Here is a 17,642-nt window from a genome sequence, read left to right on the forward strand (position 1 = left end):
GCATTTGACAAGTGCACGCTGTTGAGTTCTCAAGGAACGGACGCACCCACAGAAACGATCTCTCGACCTACCCGTGAGGCAGTTCACTTCATTTGTTCCGCAGACCCGGCGACCGCAGCACGGTTGAGCTCCGAAAAGAAGCTGTCGAACTGAGGATGTGTGCCGAGTGGCGGGATCCCAACTGTAGACCAGAGAGGTAAAACTCTCAAGTGCTGGTGTTGGGGGTGGTTCACCGCTTGAGAGGACGCGGGGCCCTTCGGCCGCTCCGCTCTCCCCTGTGGGGCGAACATGTAAGAGCTTACGTGCACCCCCGGGTGGGAGCGAACTCATCCACATCCCGGGCGTGTCGCGCGGCTGATTCCGCGTCTTTCCGCGGAAGTGAGGCACTCAGGTGAACCGAGGTGGTCCGCCCCACGCGCCGAGCCACGCCTCGACCGACGGCTCGTCTCGCAGGGCGTGCATCCCCTCGAGGGTGCGGGTCTTCTCGCTGTGCCCGGACGTGGTGCCCCAGCGCCTGCTTCTCTCGCGTGCTCGGCGGCTCGTCGCCGAGCCGAGGAGCACTCCCGCGGACGAATGGAGATGGACGCTCCCCACGCCGCTCTCTCCCAGGACGGCGAGGGCATCCCTCAGCTCGTCGGGACGCAGAACGACCACCGGCTGCTCCAGCGTGAGGATCACGCGCGCATCTGCCGTACGTGCGGAGCGGATGCGCGGGTCGGCGCGCAGCGCGGGCTCGTCCGGAACCGGGTCCATCACGACGGTGGCTCGCGGCAGCGCCGCGAGGATCGAGTCGGCGCAGACGAAAGCGGCCGATGCCGTCGTCACGGGGACGCGGACCTCGATGTCGGGCGTCGTGGGGAGGAGGCCGCGTCCGGCCGATCCGTCCACGGGGATCTTCGTGGCCAGGTGAATCGCCTGCCGGTTTCCCTCGGCCTCGCGCTCCGAGTCCCCGCGGCCCGCCCAGTCCGGGCCGTCGTGCCAGGCGACGGCATCCGGGACGTGAGCGAGGACGGCACCGGACTGCCAGCATCGGTGCGCCCACTCCCAGTCCTCGCCCCCGTAGGACGAGAAGGATTCGTCGAAGCCACCGACCTCGTCGAAGAAGGCGCGCGAGCAGGCGACCACGGCGCTGATGACATACCGATAAGAACGGTCGTCGGCCTGCAGGAGGTTGCGGCTGCGCTCATACGCCTCTCGAAGCCACGCGGGCTCGGTGAGCTCGTGTGCGGGACCGTACTTCTCGACGGGCGCATCTGCGGGGACACCCGCGAAGTCCGCGTGGCGGCGGCGTCCCACCGTCACGGCTTCCCGCAGAAGAGCGGGCAGGCGCGCGATCCGCCGCACGTACTCGGGTTCGGGGCTCGTGTCGGCGTCGAGAAAGCAGAGCACGTCGCCCGAGGCGGCGGCGGCACCCAGGTTGCGCGCCGCGGCCGCTCGGAACCCGCGGTCCTCCTGCCGCACGAGCAGCACGCCCTCCGGCACCACCGGCGGCTCGGGCGAACCGTCGTCGGCGACGATGATCTCGAGGCGGTCGTGCGGGTGATCCTGGCGGCGCAGCGCCGCCAACGTACGGGCGAGTTCTCTCGGCTGCGCGTAGTGCGTGACGATGACGCTCACGCGCGGGGCATCGGGCTCGAGGTGCGCGACGAGGTCCCAGCGGTTGCCGGGAACCCATGGCATCCGGTCGTTCCAGGGGGTGTCCGCGGTCATGAGACGACCTCGCTCCACCAGTCGAGGTACGCGCGCGCCGCATCGGCGCGACCGAACGGCACGGGATGTTGACCGTGCCAGGTCGAGGCGGTGTCGTCGCGGGCGGACGACACCGCCGCCGCGAGGGCGGCCGGCTCGACGAGCGTCACGGTGCCGGGCCGCAGGGCGGCCATCTCGTCGTTGTAGCGGTTGCGGACGGCGAGGGGGCGGCGCCCCCACCCGATCCAGGAGGCGAGGGAGCCGGATGCCGAGACATGCCGGTGCGCGATCACGGGCACGGCGATGCGCCGGACGCGGTCGGCCATCTCGGCGTCGTCGAGCCATCCGGTCACCTCGACCGCGACCCCGAGGACGTCGGCGCGGCGCACGAAGGCGTCGAGGTCGGCGGCATGGCCGTCCGATGCGCGTCCGAGAACGGTCAGTCTCGTCATCCCCGCGGCGGCGGCCGCGTCGAGCGCTTCGTCGTGACCCTTACCGGGGTAGAAGTACCCGAGCACGCCGACGGACCCGTCTGCCACGGGTGCGTCGAGCGCGACCGCCGAGGAGGCGACCGGGAGGGGCACGACGGCGACCGGACCGCTGAACACCCCCTCTTCTCGGAGCAGCTCGCGCTCGTGCGCGCTGTTGACGACGACCCCGCGGGACGCCGCGGTAACGGCTCGATAGAACGCTCGACGCCGCGGGCGATTGCGTTCCCCGTCGGATTCCTGCGGCACGTCGTGCAGAGTCACGGTGAGCGGATGCCGGGCGGCGAGGTCTGTGAGGGTGCGGGTCGCCTCCTCGGGGGAGTCTGCCCACAGACGATCGGTGACGTGGACGTGCACCGGCACTCCCTCGGCCGGACCGGCGGGCGCGCCGACGGTCGAGATGCGCGCGCGGGGGTCGACCGCGGCGACCTCGGCCGCGATCTGCCGGGCGTAGACGGCGACGCCGTGCGGGCCCGGGTGGACGAGGAGCACCGGGAGGGCGGCATCCGGAATCTCGGTCTTCGTCGTCATGCGGCGGCGGTCCAGGTGTGAAGCAGCGGGGCCATGCGGTCGACGACGGCGGCGAGGAGGGCGGGACGTTTCGCGTAATAGGCCAGATGGGCCTCGCGGACGGCGTCGGCGCGGAGTGTTTCTCCACCGACGCTCCAGTCGGGGCGCGGCTCGGCGTCGAGATCCCAGGCATCGACCACCCACGACTCGAGGGGCGCGCGCACCGAGGCGAGGATCGGACGACCGGGGTCGACGACGTGTCCGGGAGCGCCGAGGGCCGCGGCGATCCGCTCGCCCAGGGGCAGGAACAGCGCGTTTCCGGGGTGATTGACCGTGCGGGCGAGATCCTCGACCACGGGGGCGAAGAGATCGGATGCCGCGACGTCGAGGCCGAGGGCTTCGCGGCGCCGCAGCTCCGCGACCGAGGCGTCGGCCACGGCGTGCACCGCTGCGGAGGGAAGGTGGGCGGGGACGCGCAGCCCCGCGGCCTCAGCGACCGTGCGGACGTCGTGGTAGGCGACGAGAGGCGGGTCCTCGGGGAACGCCGGCAGCCGCAGCACCGCCTGGAAGGGGTGCAGTCCGGCGAACCGCACGGCGGGAACGAGGACGACGCGCGCGCCGACGGGAAGCGAGGCCCGCAACTGCGCGGTGCCGAGCGGGAGACCGCGGTAGTCGTCGCGGATGGGCTGGGACACGAGGAAGGACGCCCCGCTGAGCAGGGCATGCAGACGCGACACCTCGTCGGCGTCGAGTTCGTGCACGGCGGGGATGCGGATCGCCGGCAGGCGGTCGGAGGAGATCACCAGGCGCAGGGACTCGGCCTGGCAGTTGCCGACCACGACGCCGTAGCCGTCGGGGACGGGGGCTTCGCCGAAGAACTCGGCGTAATGCGTACGTCGTGCTATCACCGCGTCGCCGTGGTCCGCAAGGCTTACAGCCCCCGCCTTCTCCGCACCCATGATGTGAACGTATCCGTCGGTGTCATCGTCGTCCCAACCGCCCCGTTGCATTGCGATGTGCTTGGCGATGCGGTACGCGCACCGTCACGCATGCAATCACGAGGAGGAGAGAAGATCGTCGTCACCGTCGTCCCCCCGATCCGGGTCGCCGCCGTTCCCTCGGCCCACCCCTACGTCACCGCCATCACGGACCCCGAAGGCGTCCGGCTTCTCGCCGATCCGCCCCCGCCGGGGGCCCCGGCCGGACAGTGGTGGCCGCCGCAGGTGCTGTTGCCGGCCTGGCTCGAAGCGAACGCCGAGAACTTCGACCTGGTCCACGTGCATTTCGGGATCGAGTCGTACACCCCGATGGAGCTCGAGGAGACCGTCGCGACGCTGCGACGACTGCGCCGGCCGCTGGTCTACACGGTTCACGACCTCGAGAACCCGCAGCTGAACACGCAGGCCACCCACCGCGCCTCGCTCGCCGTTCTGGCGGCGGCGGCGGACGAGCTGATCACCCTCACAGACACGGCGGACGCCGAGGTGCAGGGGATCGCCCACCGCGCCACGACCGTGATCACTCACCCCACCCTGCTCGGCGACGACCCGCGCCCGACCGGATCGGCGCACGACGTCACCCGCATCGGCGTGCACCTGCGCGACCTGCGCCCCAATATCGACGGTGTCGGCACCACCGCCACGCTCGTGCGCGCCATCGCCGATCTCCGGGCCCAGGGCGCACGCATCGAGGCGGTCGTGCGGATGAACGAGCGGGTGCGCGACGAAGACGCCGCGGCATCCATCGATCTGCTCTCCGCGGGAACCGACGGGGTACGCGTCGAGCGCGGGCCCCGGCTCGACGACGACGAACTCGCCGCGTGGCTCTCTGATCTCGACGCGTGCGTGCTCCCGTATCGGCACGGCACCCAGTCGGGTTGGGCGGAGCTCTGTTACGACCTGGCCGTACCGGTGATCGGCACACGGGTCGGGCACATCGCGGCCCAGCACCCCGGAGACTTCCACACCTTCGACGTGGGTGAGCCGGTGTCGCTCACCCGGGCCATCGTGGATGCCACCGACGAGGCGTGGTCGCGCCCCGGTTCGGACCGGCGCGAGGCCGAGGTGGGGCGCCGTCGCACCGAGCGCGCGGCGGAGCGGGAAGACGTCCGCGCCGCGCATCTCGCCGTCTACCGTCGCGCGCTCGCCGCCGAGGTGGCCGCGTGATCCGCGGGCAGCGCCCGCTGCGCGTTCTCGTGGTCGCACCGTCGCGCTACCCGCTGCGGCAGCCGCACGCGGGCGGGCTGGAAGCCACCGTCTGGGATCGGGTGCGCTGGCTCCGAGCCCGCGGACACGACGTCACGCTCTGCGCGGCCGAGGGTTCCGACTTCCTCGACGAGGTGCCCGAGTTCCACCTGCCGACGCCCGCGTGGAAGCGCCCGGAGCTCGCCTCCGACACCGAGTACCCGCTGGGCTACGCCGACGCCGTCGACGCGGCGTTCGACGCCGCCCGGGACCGGTTGATCGCCGACCGTCACCTCTTCGACGTCGTCGACAACCACAGCCTGCACCCGGCTCCGATCCGCTGGAACGTCGAGGCGGACATCCCCGTCATCACGACCCTGCACACGCCGCCGCTGCAACCCCTGCTCGAGGCGGCCGCCGATGTGGCCGATGCCTCTCACCGTTTCCTCGCCGTGAGCCAGGCGACCGCGCGCGCCTGGTCGGTCGAGGGCGTGGACGCCTTCGTCTTCCCGAACGGCATCGACACCGACCAGTGGACGCACGGCGCCGGCGGCCCGTCGTGGGTGTGGTCCGGCCGGGTCGTCCCCGAGAAGGCTCCTCATCTCGCGATCGAGGCCGCGCGCGAAGCCGGGGCGCACATCGTGCTGGCCGGGCGCATCGGCGACGTCGATTACTTCGAGCAGGAGATCGTGCCGCGCCTGGGTGTGCACGCCCGCTACGTCGGACCGCTGCGTCAGCCGGATCTCTGCCGTCTGGTCGGGTCCTCCGCCGTCGCGCTCGTGACGCCGATGTGGGAGGAACCCTTCGGTCTCGTCATCGCCGAAGCGCTCGCCACGGGGACTCCCGTCGCGGCCTTCGACATCGGTGGAGTCTCCGAGGTGCTGGCCGGGATGCCGGGGTCCGCCGCGGTCATGCCGGGAGACGTGGTGGCCCTCGCCCGGGCCGCCGCAGGGCTCGCGGCCGAGGGCGTCCGCGACCCGCTCTCCCGCGCGCGGACGCGACAGGCGGCCGTGGACCAGCACTCCCTCGCGCAGCGCTACCGCGAGGTGGAGCGCGTGCTCGCTCACGTCGCGCAGCCCGCCATCGCCCGGCGGGTGCCGGCGGTGTCGTGGTGATCGGCTGGTACGTCCACCATCACGGCTACGGTCACGTCGCGCGATTCCTCGCCGTCACGCCGCACCTGCGCACACCCGTCGTCGCCTTCTCGTCGATGCCGCGACCCGCGGGACTCGCCGCCCACGTGGACTGGATCGAGCTGCCCCCGGATGCCGATGTCTTCACGCGTGCGGACGGCTCCCGCGTCGATCCCCGAGACGCCGACCCCACCGTGCGCGGGCACCTGCACTGGGCTCCCCTCGACCACCCGGGGCATCGCGCCCGTCTGGCTCTGATCGCGTCGACCGCCGCCGTGCGCGCCCTCACCGCTCTCGTGGTGGACGTGAGCGTCGAGGTCGTGGTGTTCGCGCGGTTGCTGGGGGTGCGCACCCTCGCGATGACCCAGCCGGGGGCCCGGACCGATGCGCCGCACGCCCTCGCGTACGACCTCGCGGACGGCATCCTGGCTCCCTGGGCGCGCGGGGCCGTCGCGGCTGAAGCCCTCGGCATCCGCGCCGACCGCGTGGTGTGGACCGGCGGCATATCGCGCTTCGACGGGCGAGAGCGCGCGATGCCTCGTGACGAGCGGTCGGTGCTGCTGCTGGGTCGCGTGCTCGACGACGGCGTCCGCGAAGATCTTGTCGGTCGCCTGCGCGCGCGGGGATGGGACGTCACCTCGGCGGGACACGACGCCGCCTCTCGCATCGACGACCCTTGGCCGCTGCTGACCCGCAGCACCGTCGTCGTCAGCGCGGCCGGTCAGAACAGCGTGGCCGACCTCGCGGCAGCGGGTGCCCGCGCCGTGGTCATCGCCCAGGACCGCCCGTTCGACGAGCAGCTCGACACCGCGAATGCGCTCGCGCGCTGGGGTCTGGCCCGCCAGGCACACAGCCGCACGGGTGCGGCGGACCTGGTCAATCTCATCGAGCGCGCCGCGGCGGACGACCCCGACTGGTCGCGCTGGCGGACCGAGGGTGCGGCCGCGCGCATGGCCGCGGCGATCGACGCGGTACAGCCGTGAAGACCGCGGTGCTGACCGTGGCCTCGAGCGCCCGGCTCGAGCATCTGCAGCGCCAGCGGCGCGTGCTCGCCGAGGTGGCCGACGACATCGTCCGCGTCGAGGTCTGGCTGGACGAGACGCCGCCGACCGAGACCCCGGATGCCGACACCCTCACGCTGCACGTACCGCCCGGACCCCGCGGGCTCCGGGTCGGCGAAGGTCGCAATCGCGCTGCCGTGGCGGCGGTCGAGGCGGGCGCCGACCTGCTGATCTTCCTCGACGTCGACTGCCTGCCCGGCACCGACCTTCTGCCCGCCTACCGCGCGGCGGCCGAACGCCACCCCGGCGCCGTCCTGTCCGGGCCGGTCACCTATCTTCGTTCCGTACAGCGGCCGGAAACGGCATCCGATCTGCCCTTCCTCACCCGCCCCCACCCCGCCCGCCCGGCTCTCGCGCCGGGGAGCACACGCCGGGCGAGCGTGGACGAGTACGACCTGTTCTGGTCCCTGTCCTTCGCCGTCACGCCCTCCACCTGGGGCCGTGTCGGCGGGTTCCACTCCGGCTACGAGGGCTACGGCGCCGAAGACACCGACCTCGCCTGGACCGCGCGCGCGAACGGCGTCGACATGGTCTGGGTGGGCGGGGCGGATGCGTACCACCAGTGGCATCCGGTGTCTTCTCCGCCGTGGCAGCACCTCGACGACATCCTCCGCAACGGTGCGACGTTCCACCGGCGATGGGGCGTCTGGCCGATGGGCGGGTGGCTCGAGGCGTTCGCGGCGGCGGGGGCGATCGAGCGTCGCGGATCCGACTGGGTGCGGGTGGCCTGACGGGCTCCGTCGTGCGCGCGCACGAGCCCCGCAACCCCCACAGTCCGACCACCCCGTCCGGATAGCGTCGAAGAGCACCGGTGCCGACCCGCCGGGCGGAGGAGAACCATGCCCGCGTGGCCCGAGCACGTCTTCTGGTGGCACCTCTACCCGCTGGGGTTCGTCGGCGCCCCGATCCGCGACGGTGAGGGCCCGCACGCCGAGCCGGTACATCGCCTGGAGCGCCTCGAGCCGTGGCTCGACCACGTCATCGACCTGGGCCTGAACGGCCTGCTGCTCGGACCGGTGTTCGCCTCCGAGACGCACGGCTACGACACCGTCGACCACTTCCGCATCGACCCGCGGCTCGGCGACGACGGCGACTTCGACCGACTCGTCTCGGCCGCTCGCGCCCGTGGCATCCGGATCCTGCTCGACGGCGTCTTCAACCACGTCGGCCGCGCGCACCCGGCGTTCCGCGACCAGACCGAGGACGGACCGCGCCTCTTCCGGGGGCAGTGGATCGACGGTCGGTTCGAGGCGGACGTCTTCGAGGGACACGACGCGCTCGTCGCGCTCGATCACTCCTCCCCCGCGACCGCGGACCTCGTGGTCGAGGTCATGTGCCACTGGCTCGAACGCGGGATCGACGGGTGGAGACTGGATGCCGCGTACGCGGTGCCTGCCGGGTTCTGGGCCGAGGTGCTGCCGCGCGTGCGCGAGCGCTTCCCCGAGGCGTGGTTCGTCGGCGAGGTGATCCACGGCGACGGGCCGAGCATCGTGCGGGAGTCGACCATGGATTCGCTCACGCAGTACGAGCTCTGGCAGGGCATCTGGCACGGCATCACCGACGGCAACCTGTTCGAGCTCAGCCACGCGATCGAGCGCCACGATGAGCTGCTGGCGACCTGCGCGCCGCAGACCTTCGTCGGCAACCACGACGTCACGCGCATCGCCTCGGCGGTCGGCGCCGAGCTCGTGCCGCACGCGCTCGCGGTGCTCTTCACCGTCGCGGGCACGCCCTCGGTGTACGCCGGCGACGAGTTCGGATGGACCGCGGTGAAGGAGGAGCGCCTCGGCGGAGACGACGCCGTGCGGCCGGAGTTCCCCGCCCGTCCCGCGGAGGTGCAACCCGACGAGCGCATCCTGCGGGCGCACCAGGCACTGATCGCCCTGCGGCGGCGAAAGCCGTGGCTGTGGCGCGCGCACACCGACATCGTCGAGGTCGCGAACACCGCTCTCGCCCTGCGGACGGCGGTGGGCGACGACGCCGTGGTCGTGGCGCTCAACATCGGCGATGACACCGTGTCGCTGCCGATCGCGGACGGGCGGACCGTGGTCGCCGGCGAGGGAGCACCGACGGACGGGCGGATCGAGCTCGGGCCGCGCGGGTGGGCGGTGCTGGAGGCCTGAGCGCGTCGGCCTCCGTTCGAACCGCGTCCCGATTCCGACGGGGTGTGTCCCGAAAAGGGTCGCTCGGGCGGCGCTCAGGCAGCCAGAAGTGGGACATGGTCCCGGGGGGACTCGCTGTTACGCCTATCCCCCGGCCCGGAAGCGGTGCTCGGGGCGGCCGGTCGAGCCGTATCGCAGGCTCACCTGCACCAGCCCCCGCTCGGCGAGCGCGGTGAGGTGCCGCTGCGCCGTCGCACGCGAGACGCCGATGCGCTCGGCGACCTCGGTGGCCGAGGCCTCGTCGGCACCCAGAGCGGCCAGGACCGTCTGCTCGGTCGCTGATCGTGCCAGCGAGGCGCCCTCGCGCTCGCCCCGCATGACGGATGCCGCGCGGTCGATGTCGTCTTGCGAGAGCGGCCGGGAGCTCGAGAGCAGGTTGCGGTAGCGCGCGTATCGGTCGAGGCGCTCCGCCAGCACCCGGGTGTCGAACGGCTTCACGAGGAAGGCCAGCGCACCCGCGCTGAGAGCACGGCGGACGGTCGCCGCATCCGTGGCCGCGGACAGCACGAACGCGTCGACGCCGGCCGAGCGGACGAGCTCGATCCCATCGCCGTCCGGGAGGTAGACGTCGGCGAGGACGAGGTCGGGGGTGTGCGCGGCGAGCGCCGCGCGGGCCTCGCCGACGGTACGAGCCGGCTCGAGGGCGACGAACCCGGGACGCGCGGCGACGGCGTCGCGGTGCAGGCCCGCGACGCGGAAGTCATCGTCGACGACGAGGACGCGGATGTCGGTCATAGGTTCTCTCCTCGGATCACGCCGGGCAGTCGGGCGGCCACGACGGCACCCCGGCCGTCGCCGCCCGGGTCGACGACCCACACCTCGCCGCCCCGGCGGCGCGCGAACTCACGCGACAGGGGCAGGCCGATGCCGAGCCCGTGCACCGCGGCGGGGTCGTCGCCCCTGTCGCGCGGGAGGAACGCCGCCTCGGCGTCGGCGATACCCGAGCCCGTGTCGCTCACCGTCATGACGACGGCATCGCCGTCGCCGAGCACCGCCACCTCGACTTCTCGCGGCGCGGAGGCCGAGGCCGCCGCCGCCACCGCATTGTCGACCAGGTTGCCGAGCACGGCGACCACGTCTTCGACCTCGTCGATCGGAGCCGCCAGGAAGGAGTCCTCGGCCACCCGCAGCGTCACCCCGCGTTCGCGGGCCGAAAGGGCCTTCGCCCCGAGGAACGACTGGAGCATCGCGTCGCCGACGTGCTCGATCCCGGGCACCGCCCAGTCGACCGAGCCCCGGTCCACGAGATCAGCGAGGAAGGCGCGCGCTTCCTCCGTGCGCCCGGCATCGAGCAGGCCCACCGCCGCGTGCAGCCGGTTGGCGTTCTCGTGCCGCTGCACGCGCAGGGCATCGCCCATCGCGCGGACGCTGTCGAGCCGCCCCGACAGAGCCATGACGTCGGTCCGGTCGCGCAGCGTCGCGACGCGGCCGAACGTGCGGCCCCCGCGCCGCACCGGGCGCACGTCGATGAACACCACGCGGTCGCCCAGCGGGAGCCCGGTCGACGCGCCGGTACCAGACAGCGCGGCGGCGACCGCCGCGGGCAGTGCGAGGTCGCGCACGGGCCGGCCCACGGCATCCGCCACCCCGAGAAGACGTTCGGCGGCAGCCGTGCACACCCGCACGATGCCGGCGTCGTCGAGCGCGACGACCCCTTCATCGGCGCTTTCGAGCACCGCGGTCTGGGTCTGGACGAGCGCGACGAGTTCTTCGGGCTGAACCCCCAGAGTCAGCCGCTCGAGGCGGCGCCGCATGAGCAGGGCGACGGCGGCACCGATCGCCACGGCGAGCGCGACCGCGACGGCGATCCCGCCGACCAGGGCCGGAAGATCGTCGAAGACGCTCGCCCGTTCGAACCCGACGCTCACCTCCCCCACCGGCGATCCCCCACCGGGCGGGAAGATCGGCACCTTGGCGCGTGCGGACTCTCCCAACGTTCCCGTCTCCCACGTGACCACCTCGCGCCCGGCGAGCGCGTCGGCGAAGCTCGTGCTGACGACCTCTCCGAGGCGGTCGGGATCGGGATGGGCGAGACGGATGCCGTGATCGTCGGTGATCACGACGAACAGGCCCTCCGTCCGGGTCGTGACGTCGGTGGCGTAGCGCTGCAGCAGGCCGTCGCGCAGGCCCGCGGCATCCGGAGTCCCGGGATCGGCCGAGTACGTCTTGACCAGGTCGCGGACCTCGGGGGCCTCGGCGACGGACCGGGCGATGTTCAGGGCGGACGAGTCCGCCTCGGCCTTGAGCTGCTGCACACCGAGAGCGGCGAAGACGGCGGTGCAGACGGCGACGACGGCCACCTGCGTGGCGACCTGTACGACCAGCATGCGCGTGGCGAACCGCATGTGCCCCTCCCGCCTCGACTCACGTCGTCGTGCGCGAAATGCGCAGAACACACGGTACGCGCATAACCGTCTGCAATGCGAGCAAGAGCGCGCGGGCGTGCCCGGCGCCCGTAGTGTCACCGGATCGAGCGCGAGAGCCGCGCCGGTCACGACGAAGGAGTCGCGATGACCCCCCTGATCCTTGCGGCCGACGCGGCCGAGTACCCGGTGGCCTACACGCCCGCCGACGGGGTGCTCGTGGCCCTCGGCTTCCTCATGGTCCTGTCGTTCATGGCCCTGATCATGACGCGGCGCATGACCCCGATGGTCGCCCTGATCGTCGTTCCCACCGTCTTCGGTCTCATCGCCGGCGCCGGCCTGGGGCTCGGCGACATGGTGATCGATGCGATCAGCAAGATGGCGCCCACCGCGGCCCTGCTGATGTTCGCGATCATGTACTTCGGCATCATGATCGACGTCGGCCTGTTCGACCCGCTGATCCGCGTGATCACGCGCGTGCTCGGCAACGACCCGGCCAAGATCGTGCTCGGCACGGCCATCCTCGCCGGTGCCGTCTCGCTCGACGGCGACGGCTCGACGACCTTCATCATCACCACCTCGGCGATGCTGCCCCTCTACCTGCGCCTGGGCATGAGCCCCGTCGTGCTCACCTGCGTCGCGGGCCTGATGAACGGCACGATGAACATCGTCCCGTGGGGCGGACCGACCGTCCGCGCGGCCACCGCGCTGGGCCTGCAGCCCACCGACGTCTTCGTGCCGATGATCCCCTCGCTGCTGGCCGGCCTGGTCGTCTCGCTCGCCTTCGCCTGGTTCCTGGGCCTGTCCGAGCGCAAGCGCCTGGCGGGGAGCGTCGACACGACCAAGCTCGACGCCCCCGGTGGGTTCGGTCGCCTGGGCGCCCCGAAGATGTTCCGCGGCGCCGAGCCCAAGCCCGGCGCGGTCGCCGCCCTGCGAACCGGCAACATCGTCACCGTCCGCGGTGGCCGCGACGCCGTCGCTGCGGCGCAGCTGGTCGACACGGCCGACACCGCCATGGCCGACACCATGCTCGACCCGAACCGCGCGACGTTGCGTCCGAAGCTCATCTGGTTCAACCTGGCTCTGACGGCCGCGGTCATGGTGCTGCTGGTCCTGGACCTGTTCCCGCTGGCGTTCGTCTTCATGGTCGGAGCCGCGATCGCCCTCATCGTGAACTTCCCCAAGCTCCGTTCGCAGACCGACGAGATCGTCGCCCACGCCCCCAGCATCGTCGGGGTCGTGTCGATGGTGCTCGCCGCCGGCGTCCTGGTCGGCGTGCTCAACGGCACCGGCATGGTGACGGCGATGGCGTCGTGGATCACCGAGGTCATCCCCTCGTCGATGGGTCCGTTCCTCGCCGTCATCACCGGCGTGCTGTCGATCCCGTTCACGTTCTTCATGTCGAACGACGCGTTCTACTTCGGCATCCTGCCCGTCCTCGCCGAGAGCGCGGCGAACTACGGCATCGCCCCGGTCGAGATGGCCCGCGCCTCGATCACCGGCCAGCCCGTGCACCTGCAGAGCCCCCTGGTGCCCGCGATCCTGCTGCTCGTCTCGCTCGCCGGCGTCAACCTCGGCGACCACCACAAGAAGGTGCTGTGGCGCGCGACGATCGTCTCGCTCGTCATGCTCGCCGTCGGCGTGCTCGTGGGCGCGGTGCCGCTTCTCGGCTGAGTCCCCACCGTCGATGAGGACCCCGGATGCCATGGCATCCGGGGTCCTTTCGGTTCACGCGATCCGGAGCGTGCGGATCGCCCGCCCCTTCTACGACAGGACGTCTCCGCGGCGCACGGCGTCACGCACGAAAACGAGGTACGCCGCGGCGGTCCAGGTGTAGGCGCGGTCGCGCAGGCCTTCGCCCGTCTGCGCATCGAAGTTCTCGGCGAAGCCGCCGCTCTCGCACAGGCGCCGGAAGCGCGCGCCGATGTCATCGGCGAGCGCCGCGTGACCGGCGCGACGCAGACCGTCGGCGAGGAGCAGGGTCGAGGGCGCCCAGATGGGTCCGCGCCAGTACCCGTCGCTCTCGTAGTGCGGGCCATCGGGCAGCTCGGTCGCCGGGCCCCACGGCGTGAGGAACGCCTCGACCCCGGCGGCGAGTGCCGCTCCGACCTCGGCGGGCAGGCGATCGGCCGCGGTGACGGCGAGAAGGGGAAGGAGGCTCGTCCGAGAGGCATCGAGCCCGTCGTCGACACCGCGCGCCGCGAACCCGTCGCCCCGCCACAGCTCCTGCAGGGCGGCCGCGACCCGATCGCGCTCGACCCGCCAGACCGCGCCGTCTTCGCCCACCTCCGCCGCCAGGTTCGCGAGTTCGTCGAGCTGGATGATCAGGAACGCCGCGAGGTCGGGGGACTCCACCACCCTCGTGCGATCGAAGACGGTCGCGTTGTCCCACCCGCTGTCGTTGCCGTGGTGGTAGTGCGGCAACGCGCGACCGGGGACGCGGCGTTCGTCGAGCCAGAACCCCGTCCACCGCGCGAGCTTGTCGTAGACATCACGCCGCTCGGCATCGGTGAGAACGACCCCCTCGTCGCGGAGTCGGGCGAGCGCCCACCCGTGTATGGGGGGTTTGACGAAGTTGTACAGCCTCTCGGAGTGGGCGATCGAATCGGGCAGCGCGCCCGAGGCATCCTGATGATCGAAGGGCGCCAGGAACTGGTCGAGGGCCAGGGCGGGATCGGCCGACGCCAGCGCGAGGGCGTTGAAGCAGTGGTCCCAGCTCCAGACCTTGTCCATCCAGTGCTTCGACATCAGCACGCTCTCGCGCGTGAGGAACCCCGCCGGGGCCACCGTCGCCGACCACAGGACGTAGGCGGCCAGCACCGATGCGTCACGTGTCGCGGGCGGGACGAACTCATCCGCGGCCCACGGGGCAACCCTGTGCGCGAAGTCGGCGAACTCCGCCGACACCTCTGCGACGTCGTCGTCGAACGACGTCGACACCACCAGCGGCGGGCGTGAGGTCTCGAACTCCTCGATCGCGACCTCCCATCCGTCGTCGCCGTCGGACGCTTCGATCTCCACCGCCCGCACGGCCGCGCCGAGGCTCTCGGCCCCCTCCACCCGGAGAAGACCGCGCACAGCGGTCACCCGGTAACGGCACCCCGTCTCGTACGACGTGAACACGGCACTCGCGTCGCGGGGATCGCGGAACAGGTAGATCCCGGTGAACGGCGTGAGCTCCGCTGCCGCCTCCCCCAACCGCAGTACCGAGGCCGCGTCACCGCGGATGCGGAGGGTGTCCCGGCTGGCGAAGACCGCCTCCACCGTCGCGGCATCCCGCGTCCAGCGCAGGACGGACGCCGAGGCGCCGACGTCCCATCCCCCGGGGGAACCGCCCGTCGTCGACCGCGGCGCGACGGAGAGCACGGGGTGCATCCCGGTGCGGTGCGAGACGAGGTGGACGTCGTCCACGGTGCGATGCGCTCCCACCACGGGCGACAGGTTCACCCAGGCGCCCCGTCTGCTGAAGGGGATCTGACGCAGATCGAAGGGGGGAAAGGGGCTCGCCATCGAGGGCCTCCGGGTCATCGGGAATTGATTGTTGCGCTTCTCGCGGTGCCATTGTACTTTCGAACCGGTTCGAATCGAAGCGGTTCGACAAACGGAAATAGCGCTCGATGTGGAGACGCGGTCGAGCATCGATCGAACCCGCAGGGCACAGGGGCCCGGACAGGAAAGGACGGCTGATGGTCACCATCGGCGACGTGGCGCGAGCCGCCGGCGTCTCCCGCAGCACGGCCTCGTACGCGCTCTCCGGGAAACGCACGATCTCTCCCGCCGTGCGCCAGAACGTCGAGCGCGCCGTCCGCGACCTCGGGTACATCCCCAACGCCGGCGCCCGCGCGCTGGCGACCTCGCGCACCGACGTCATCGCCGTTCTGGGCCAGTTCTTCGACGACGAGTTCGCCCCCGCCATGCTCCAATACATCCTCGGGATCACCGACCGTGCGCGCGAGCTCGGCTTCGACACGCTCCTGGTCACAGAGAGCGACGGTGTGGGCGCCCTCACCCGTATCGCATCCTCGCGCATGGCCGATGGCTTCGTGCTGCTGAACGTCGCGGAATTCGACGAGCGCCTCGACACCCTGCGCGCGATCCGCCAACCGGGCGCACTCCTCGGGCTGCCGGGAGACCCCCGCGGCATCGACGCCTTCGATCTCGACTTCGACGCGGCCGGGCGCCTCATGGTCGATCGTCTGCACGAGATGGGCCACCGCGAGATGACCTTGGTATCGCAACCCGAACACGTCGTCGAGCGCGGGGGCGCCTACGTGTGGCGACTTGCGGATGCCGCTCGCGCACGCGCCGAGGAGCACGGCATCCGCCTGCACCACATCTTCGGGTCGTCGCACCAGCCCGAGATCGGGCGGGAACTGCACGCCGTCCTCGACGCGCACCCCGGCGCGACCGGGCTTCTGCTCAACAACGAAGCAGCCTCGGCCGCACTCCCGTCCGTGCTCACGTCGCGCGGGCTCTCGTCACCGTCCGACATCTCCGTCATCGGCCGGTACTCCGACGAGTTCGCCCGCACCTTCTCCCTTCCCTTCAGCGCCATCGACAGTGCCGCCGACCTCCTCGGTCGGCGAGCCGTCGAACACCTCGTCTCCCGTATGCGCTCGGCCGCGCCCACGGAGTCCCACGTCGTCACTCTGATCGCGCCCGTGATCGACGATCGCGGCAGCATCGCCGCACCCCCACACCGCCGATAGAGGCATCACCACAGCTCTCACCCGAGCATGTTCGAGGAGGAACAATGAACACGAAAGTCCTGCGTCTGACCGCGGTGCTCGCCACCGCCACCGTCGCGGTCGGCGCGCTGGCCGGCTGCTCCGGCGGCACGAACTCCAGCGGCGACGCCAGCGGCACGTACACCTGGTGGGACCCGTACCCGCAGCACGCCGAAGGCTCCGACTGGGCGAAGCGCGTCCAGGACTGCGGCACCCAGGCCGGCGTCACGATCCAGCGCACGGCCTACGACACCACCGCACTGACGAACCAGGCGCTGTTGTCGGCCCAGGACGGCACGTCGCCCGACACCATCTTGATCGACAACCCCGCCGTCTCCACCCTCGCCGACACGGGCATGCTGAGCACCACCGAAGAGCTCGGCCTCGACACCTCGAAGATCGAGCCCAACCTGCTGGCCGCCGGTGAGCTCGACGGCAAGACGTACGGCATCCCGATCGGGGCGAACACCCTCGCGCTGTACTACAACGCCGATGTGCTGTCGGCGGCCGGCGTCGACCCGTCGTCGATCACCGACTGGGCCTCACTCGACGCGGCCCTGGCCAAGGTCTCCGCGACCGGCAAGAAGGGCATCTCGTTCTCGGGCATCAACACCGAGGAAGGCAGCTTCCAGTTCCTGCCGTGGTTCTGGGGCGCGGGCGCCGATCTCACCGACCTCTCGTCGCCGCAGGCGGTCGAGGCCCTGAGCCTGTGGAAGGGCTGGGTCGACAAGGGGTACGCGCCCAACTCGGTGATCACCAACTCGCAGAACACCGTGTGGGAGGAGTTCCTCACCGGCGACTTCGGCTTCGCCGAGAACGGCACGTGGCAGGTCAACAGCGCCGCGAAGGCGCCGTTCAAGACGGGCGTCATCCAGCTGCCCGCGAAGGACGGCGGCGCCGCTCCCGCTCCGACCGGCGGCGAGTTCATCGTCGCCCCGGTGCAGAAGGACACCGCGCGCTACGAGACGACGCGGAAGATCATCGACTGCATGACGACGACCGAGGGCTTCGTGCAGACGGCCGACACCTTCGCGTACTACATCCCGCCGACGGAGGAGGGCCAGAAGGAGCTGCTCACCGAGCACTCCGACCTGAAGACCTGGGTGTCGGCGGTCCAGGATGCCAAGGGTCGCACGAGCGACAACCTCGGCACCAAGTATCCGCTCATCTCGGAACAGCTGTGGACGGCCGTGCAGAACGTCCTCTCCGGTGTGCAGACGCCCCAGCAGGCTCTGGACGCCGCGCAGACGGCCGCGCAGGCCGCCACCTCCAAGTAACGACCCTCCCCGGCGTCCGGGGAACGGCGACGTTCCCCGGACGCCCCTT

General features: G+C 71.5%; 14 protein-coding genes. 8 read left to right on the forward strand and 6 right to left on the reverse strand.

Annotation, left to right across the window (positions count from 1 at the left end; genetic code table 11):
* Positions 1 to 387 precede the first annotated feature (387 nt).
* The 3 genes from J2X55_RS00005 to J2X55_RS00015 are packed head-to-tail and all read right to left on the reverse strand — an operon-like array spanning position 388 to position 3,646.
* Positions 388 to 1,710, reverse strand: a complete 1,323-nt coding sequence (locus J2X55_RS00005; RefSeq protein WP_309821291.1) for a glycosyltransferase — start codon at positions 1,708 to 1,710, stop codon at positions 388 to 390.
* A complete protein-coding gene (locus tag J2X55_RS00010) occupies positions 1,707 to 2,708 on the reverse strand; it encodes a glycosyltransferase (RefSeq protein WP_309821293.1) in 1,002 nt (333 codons plus the stop codon). The genes J2X55_RS00005 and J2X55_RS00010 overlap by 4 nt, the downstream gene beginning before the upstream one ends.
* Complete coding sequence (locus J2X55_RS00015; protein ID WP_309821296.1) at positions 2,705 to 3,646, reverse strand: WcbI family polysaccharide biosynthesis putative acetyltransferase; 942 nt, start codon at positions 3,644 to 3,646, stop codon at positions 2,705 to 2,707. Before J2X55_RS00015 ends, J2X55_RS00010 begins: the two co-directional genes overlap by 4 nt.
* Before the next feature lie 90 nt (positions 3,647 to 3,736).
* On the opposite strand from J2X55_RS00015, the gene J2X55_RS00020 reads away from it, so the two are divergent.
* The 5 genes from J2X55_RS00020 to J2X55_RS00040 all read left to right on the forward strand — a co-directional run bounded on the left by J2X55_RS00020 (position 3,737) and on the right by J2X55_RS00040 (position 9,187).
* Complete coding sequence (locus J2X55_RS00020; RefSeq protein WP_309821298.1) at positions 3,737 to 4,852, forward strand: glycosyltransferase; 1,116 nt, start codon at positions 3,737 to 3,739, stop codon at positions 4,850 to 4,852.
* Positions 4,849 to 5,985 (forward strand): glycosyltransferase, encoded by a 1,137-nt coding sequence (locus J2X55_RS00025; RefSeq protein ID WP_181906416.1) that lies wholly within the window; start codon positions 4,849 to 4,851, stop codon positions 5,983 to 5,985. The genes J2X55_RS00020 and J2X55_RS00025 overlap by 4 nt, the downstream gene beginning before the upstream one ends.
* A complete protein-coding gene (locus J2X55_RS00030; RefSeq protein ID WP_309821301.1) occupies positions 5,982 to 6,986 on the forward strand; it encodes a hypothetical protein in 1,005 nt (334 codons plus the stop codon). Before J2X55_RS00025 ends, J2X55_RS00030 begins: the two co-directional genes overlap by 4 nt.
* Complete coding sequence (locus J2X55_RS00035) at positions 6,983 to 7,795, forward strand: galactosyltransferase-related protein (RefSeq protein WP_115917240.1); 813 nt, start codon at positions 6,983 to 6,985, stop codon at positions 7,793 to 7,795. Before J2X55_RS00030 ends, J2X55_RS00035 begins: the two co-directional genes overlap by 4 nt.
* 108 nt (positions 7,796 to 7,903) lie before the next feature.
* Positions 7,904 to 9,187 carry an alpha-amylase family glycosyl hydrolase gene (locus J2X55_RS00040; RefSeq protein WP_309821303.1) on the forward strand — a complete coding sequence of 428 codons (1,284 nt, stop codon included), beginning with the start codon at positions 7,904 to 7,906 and terminating at the stop codon, positions 9,185 to 9,187.
* Positions 9,188 to 9,310: 123 nt separating this feature from the next.
* Here J2X55_RS00040 and J2X55_RS00045 read toward each other — a convergent pair whose 3' ends face one another.
* Together J2X55_RS00045 and J2X55_RS00050 are read right to left on the reverse strand one after the other, a co-directional pair.
* The gene (locus J2X55_RS00045; protein ID WP_115917236.1) at positions 9,311 to 9,961 is read right to left on the reverse strand and encodes a response regulator; all 651 of its coding nucleotides are present in this window, start codon (positions 9,959 to 9,961) and stop codon (positions 9,311 to 9,313) included.
* The gene (locus J2X55_RS00050) at positions 9,958 to 11,571 is read right to left on the reverse strand and encodes an ATP-binding protein (protein WP_309821306.1); all 1,614 of its coding nucleotides are present in this window, start codon (positions 11,569 to 11,571) and stop codon (positions 9,958 to 9,960) included. The genes J2X55_RS00045 and J2X55_RS00050 overlap by 4 nt, the downstream gene beginning before the upstream one ends.
* Before the next feature lie 165 nt (positions 11,572 to 11,736).
* Here J2X55_RS00050 and J2X55_RS00055 point away from each other — a divergent pair, with 165 nt between their 5' ends.
* Entirely contained in the window at positions 11,737 to 13,263 is a 1,527-nt protein-coding gene (locus J2X55_RS00055) for a CitMHS family transporter (protein ID WP_115917234.1), read from the forward strand.
* Positions 13,264 to 13,353: 90 nt separating this feature from the next.
* Here J2X55_RS00055 and J2X55_RS00060 read toward each other — a convergent pair whose 3' ends face one another.
* A complete protein-coding gene (locus J2X55_RS00060; RefSeq protein WP_309821310.1) occupies positions 13,354 to 15,117 on the reverse strand; it encodes an MGH1-like glycoside hydrolase domain-containing protein in 1,764 nt (587 codons plus the stop codon).
* A gap of 158 nt (positions 15,118 to 15,275) precedes the next feature.
* Between J2X55_RS00060 and J2X55_RS00065 the strand changes: the two genes are divergently transcribed.
* Positions 15,276 to 16,298: a LacI family DNA-binding transcriptional regulator gene (locus J2X55_RS00065; RefSeq protein ID WP_309821312.1), complete on the forward strand. Its 1,023-nt coding sequence runs from the start codon at positions 15,276 to 15,278 to the stop codon at positions 16,296 to 16,298.
* Positions 16,299 to 16,342: 44 nt separating this feature from the next.
* On the forward strand, positions 16,343 to 17,593 hold the full coding sequence (locus J2X55_RS00070; RefSeq protein WP_309821314.1) for an extracellular solute-binding protein: 1,251 nt from the start codon (positions 16,343 to 16,345) through the stop codon (positions 17,591 to 17,593).
* Positions 17,594 to 17,642: the final 49 nt, after the last annotated feature.

Source organism: Microbacterium sp. 1154, assembly GCF_031455375.1.
GTDB lineage: Bacteria > Actinomycetota > Actinomycetes > Actinomycetales > Microbacteriaceae > Microbacterium.